The following is a 4,049-nucleotide window of genomic DNA, read 5'->3' as shown; positions in this document are numbered from 1 at the left end:
TGACTGATGTGGCCCTCGAGCAGCCCCATCCCCCCGGCCTGCAGCGCCTTGGTCTTGGCCTAGACCTGGGTTATAATATCTATGCAGAACTTCTCCTCCTCGACCAGGCGCTGCTGGCCGCGCGCCTGCCCCTCGATCCGGCGCAGGCGCTTGAGGTAGTCGTCCTTGGCGGTGATGTAGCCGTGCCCGGCGTGGGCGTGCTCGACGCCCGCGTGCTCGTCCCCGCCGTGCACGTGGCCGGGTTCGCCGCCGGTGTGAACGTGTGCTGCGGTCTCCCCATGCTGGGCCGCGTCCGGGGTGGTCACACTGTCTCCTCGCTCGGGGCCGCCGAACGACGGCCTATACCCCCCTACGGTACAGGGGGAACGGCGGGCGGCGCCTGCTCCGAGCGGGTGCTCGTGCGCACAGGCGACCGACCCCGGCCCCCGCTCGAGCGAGCCAGCGCGATGCCGCCCACCAGCAGCACCCCGCCCGCCATCTGCACCGGCGCGATCTGTTCGCCGAGCAGTATCCGCGCCAGCACCACCGCGAACAGCACCTCGCTCAACAGCACCAGCGACATCAGCGTCGAACCGATCCTGGCCGCGCCTGCCACCCCGCACAGGTAGGCCACCACCGTGCTGATCCCGATCAGCAGTGCCAGCGCCGCCCACACCGGCAGCGAGTGGTCGGCCAGCGTGGCGGTGGCCGCGCCGAAACGCAGCGGCAGGATCGTCGCCAGGCCGAGCGCCAGGCGGTCAGCGCGGCCACGCCGAGCCCCGCGCCGAGCAGGGTGACCGGGCTCAGGCTGTCGGAGGTGCGCGCCGACAACAGGAAGAAGGCGGCGTTGCACAGCATGGACAGCGCCGCCCAGCCCAGGCCGGCCGCGCTCAGTGCCGAACCCTGGAAGACGTCGATCACCAGAGCCGCGCCCGCCAGCGCCACCGCGGCGCCGGTCAGGGTGCGTGCGCTCGGTCTGCGCCCGCGCACCGCCCAATTCCAGGCGATCACCACCACGGGCGCCAGGAACTGGATCATCAGGGCCACCCCCACCTGCAGGTGTTGCAGAGAGAGGAAGAAGGTGGCCTGCACACCGGCCACCGCCACCACGCCGAAGGCGGCGATGGTGCGCACGTGCCTCGGGCTCTCGCGCAGCTCCCGCAGATCGGCCAGCGCCGCGACCACGAGCACCACCGCGGCCGCGCCGGTGAGCCGGACGGCGAGAATGGCGCCGGGTGACCACTGCGCGGCCAGCACAGCCTTGGCCAGCGGGCCGGAACTGGCGAACGCCAGACCGCTCGCCACGGTCAGCCACACCCCGGACCGCGCCCGTGACACACGCACCTCCTCGACACCGTCAACCAGCTCTGTCGCCACCAGCATGCTCTGTCGCGACCAGCATGCTCTGTCGCGACCAGCATGCGCGACCGGGCCGGTCGGCCGGTCGGCGGGGTGAGATGTCCGGGGCGCGTCGCGCCGGGGCGGGTACTCGGGAAGAATGATCGGTCATGAGCGAGCTTCCCCGTCCCGCCCTGGCCGTCATCGGCGGCACCGGCTTCTACGATTTCTTCGACGCCGAGACGCACGAGGTCGACGTCGACACCCCCTACGGCAAGCCGAGCGCGCCCATCGCCGTCGGCGACGTGGCGGGCAGGCCGGTCGCCTTCGTTCCGCGTCACGGCAAGAAGCACGAATACGCCCCGCACACCCTGCCGTACCTGGCCAACATGTGGGCGCTGCGCTCGCTCGGCGTGCGACGGGTGCTCGCGCCCTGCGCGGTCGGCAGCCTGCGCCCGGACTGGGGCCCCGGCACCGTCGCGGTGCCCGACCAGCTGGTGGACCGTACCTCGGGACGGGCCCAGACCTACTTCGACGGCGGCGGCATCCACGTCTCCTTCGCCGACCCGTACTGCGCCGAGCTGCGCGCGGCGGCCGTCGGCGCGGCGGTCGAGGAACTGCCCATGCGCGACGGCGGCACCATGGTCGTGGTGCAGGGCCCGCGCTTCTCCACCCGCGCGGAGAGCCGCTGGTTCGCCGGGCAGGGCTGGGATCTGGTGAACATGACCGGCTACCCGGAAGCGGTGCTCGCCCGCGAGCTGGAGATGTGCTATTCGGCCATCGCACTGGTCACCGATCTCGACGCCGGTCTGGAGAGCGGCGACGGCGTGCACGCGATCGACGTGTTCGCCGAGTTCAAGCGCAATATCGAGCCGTTCAAGGAACTGGTCCGCAAGGCCATCGCCGCGGTGGACGGCACCGAGACCTGCGCGCACTGCCGCCCGCACGAGGGCGTCACGCTGCCCTTCGAGCTGCCCTGACCGCTACGCTCGCAGCTGTGCCGACACCGTTGCGACTCGAGGTGATCGTGGCCAGCGTGCGCCCGGAGCGGTTCGCCCCGGTGGTGGCGGACTGGTTCCTGGCCACGGTGCGCGAGCGCCGGGAATTCGACACCGGCGTGCTGGATCTGCGCGAGATCGCGCTGCCCGCCGACCTCACCGAGACCCCGGCGGTCGCGGATTTCCGCGCCCGTCTCGGGGCGGCGGACGCGTTCGTCGCCATCACCTCCGAGTACAACCACGGCTACCCGGCCTCGTTGAAGACCGCCTTCGACTCGGCCAAGCACGAATGGCGCGCCAAGCCGATCGGATTCGTCTCCTACGGCGGGATGTCCGGCGGTCTGCGCGCGGTCGAGCAGTTGCGGCAGGTGGTCGCCGAGCTGCACATGGTGTCGCTGCGCGAGAGCGTGGGATTCCACCGTGCCAGGAAGCGGTTCGACGCCGACGGCAACACCAGCGACGGCGCGGCCGTCGACGCCGCCCAGCGCATGCTCGGCCAATTGTCCTGGTGGGGAAGGGCGCTGCGCGACGCGCGCGCGGCCGAGCCCTACCCCGGCTGAACGCGCGGGCGGGTCGCGTGCCCGGTCAGTGCGCGTCGGCCATCGGCCTGCGGCCGCGCGGACTGCCGATGTAGGTGGCCTCCTTGGCGATGGAGACCAGCGTCAGATCGACCTGGGTGGTGCCGGTGCGCACGATCACCCTGTTGCCGATCGCACCCGGCTGGTGGATCGACAGGTCCGGCCTGGTGGCGGGCCAGCCCATCGGATCGCCGGTGACGTAGATGGTGGTGACGCCCGCGTGCGGTGCGGGCGCGAGCACACCGTCGACCACGGCTGCGGTGAATCCGGCGTCGGACTGATGCGCCTCCACCGCGATCGCCAGCCGTTCCGGGTTGCCGATGGTCTGCACCAGCTGGTCCCAGGCCTGCGGACGATCGGTGCGGATGAGGATGCGCTCGCCGATCGCCAGCGCGCGGAACACCAGCTGCTGGGCCAGATACAGCTCGCCCGCCACATAGACCGTGGAGATGCCCTGGCCGATGATGCGCACCGCGACACCCTGGTTGTTCTCGTCCGAGCCGATCAGCTGGCCGCAGCCCGAGGAGGGCAGGTGCAGCGCGCCGATGACGTCGATCGGGTACTCGCTCAACGGCACCACGTCGTCGGCGGCGGGCGCCGACAGCGGCAGATTGGCCAGCAGCCCTTCGCGGTGGCGGCCGTTCATCGAGATCATCCCGTCGAGCTTGCCGCCCTCGGGCAGCTCGCGGGTGGTCAGCCGCCAGGAGGCGCCGATGTTCACCGACTCCGCCGAGCTGCCCGGCCGCAGCCGCACCGTCATGGTGGTGCCGCGCGATGGCGCCACCCACAGCTGGGCCAGCAGGTCCGAGCCGAGATGGTCGGGGTCGACCGCGCTGCCGATGTTGATCGCGTTGCCGAGTTCGGCGTAGCGCCAGGTGTGGGTGATCTCGCGCGGGTCGTAACCCGCGGTGATCTGCAGCACCGCCTTGCGGATCTCGGGGGCGGTGAGGATGCGGGCGTTGCAGTCGGCGTCCTCGAGCGCGCGCATGATGCGCTGGGTGGCGATGGTCACCGCGCGTGAGGCGCCCTCGATGCCGCCGCCGCGACGAGCCGCCGCGCCCCCCCCCCCCCCCGGCGCCGAGGCCCGGGGAAGACACACCGCGCCGGGCGCGGGGGCGGGGGGCAGGGGGGGGCGCGCCAGGGAGGTATGGAGCCG

General features: G+C 72.0%; 5 protein-coding genes and 1 pseudogene. 2 read left to right on the top strand and 4 right to left on the bottom strand.

Annotated features, from left to right (window positions below):
• Window positions 1-62: 62 nt before the first annotated feature.
• From QH283_RS05240 to QH283_RS05230, 3 genes and pseudogenes are all read right to left on the bottom strand, one after another.
• Window positions 63-233, bottom strand: a pseudogene (locus QH283_RS05240) (metal-sensing transcriptional repressor); the annotation flags it as partial.
• 116 nt (window positions 234-349) lie between these two features.
• Complete coding sequence (locus QH283_RS05235) at window positions 350-661, bottom strand: DMT family transporter (RefSeq protein ID WP_280501880.1); 312 nt, start codon at window positions 659-661, stop codon at window positions 350-352.
• Complete coding sequence (locus tag QH283_RS05230) at window positions 631-1,317, bottom strand: DMT family transporter (RefSeq protein ID WP_280501879.1); 687 nt, start codon at window positions 1,315-1,317, stop codon at window positions 631-633. The genes QH283_RS05235 and QH283_RS05230 overlap by 31 nt, the downstream gene beginning before the upstream one ends.
• 170 nt (window positions 1,318-1,487) lie before the next feature.
• On the opposite strand from QH283_RS05230, the gene QH283_RS05225 reads away from it, so the two are divergent.
• Together QH283_RS05225 and QH283_RS05220 are read left to right on the top strand one after the other, a co-directional pair.
• Entirely contained in the window at window positions 1,488-2,297 is an 810-nt protein-coding gene (locus QH283_RS05225) for an S-methyl-5'-thioadenosine phosphorylase (protein WP_280501878.1), read from the top strand.
• 17 nt (window positions 2,298-2,314) lie between these two features.
• Window positions 2,315-2,875 (top strand): NADPH-dependent FMN reductase, encoded by a 561-nt coding sequence (locus QH283_RS05220; RefSeq protein WP_280501877.1) that lies wholly within the window; start codon window positions 2,315-2,317, stop codon window positions 2,873-2,875.
• Between the two features lie 25 nt (window positions 2,876-2,900).
• Here the strand turns inward: QH283_RS05220 and eccE are convergent.
• The coding region (eccE, locus tag QH283_RS05215; protein WP_280501876.1) for a type VII secretion protein EccE at window positions 2,901-4,049 on the bottom strand (1,149 nt) is incomplete at its 5' end.

The organism is Nocardia farcinica, assembly GCF_029867845.1.
GTDB classification, from domain to species: Bacteria; Actinomycetota; Actinomycetes; order Mycobacteriales; family Mycobacteriaceae; genus Nocardia; species Nocardia farcinica_A.
The sequence above is the reverse complement of the archived record's forward strand: the minus strand, read 5'-3'. Positions and strand labels throughout refer to the sequence as shown.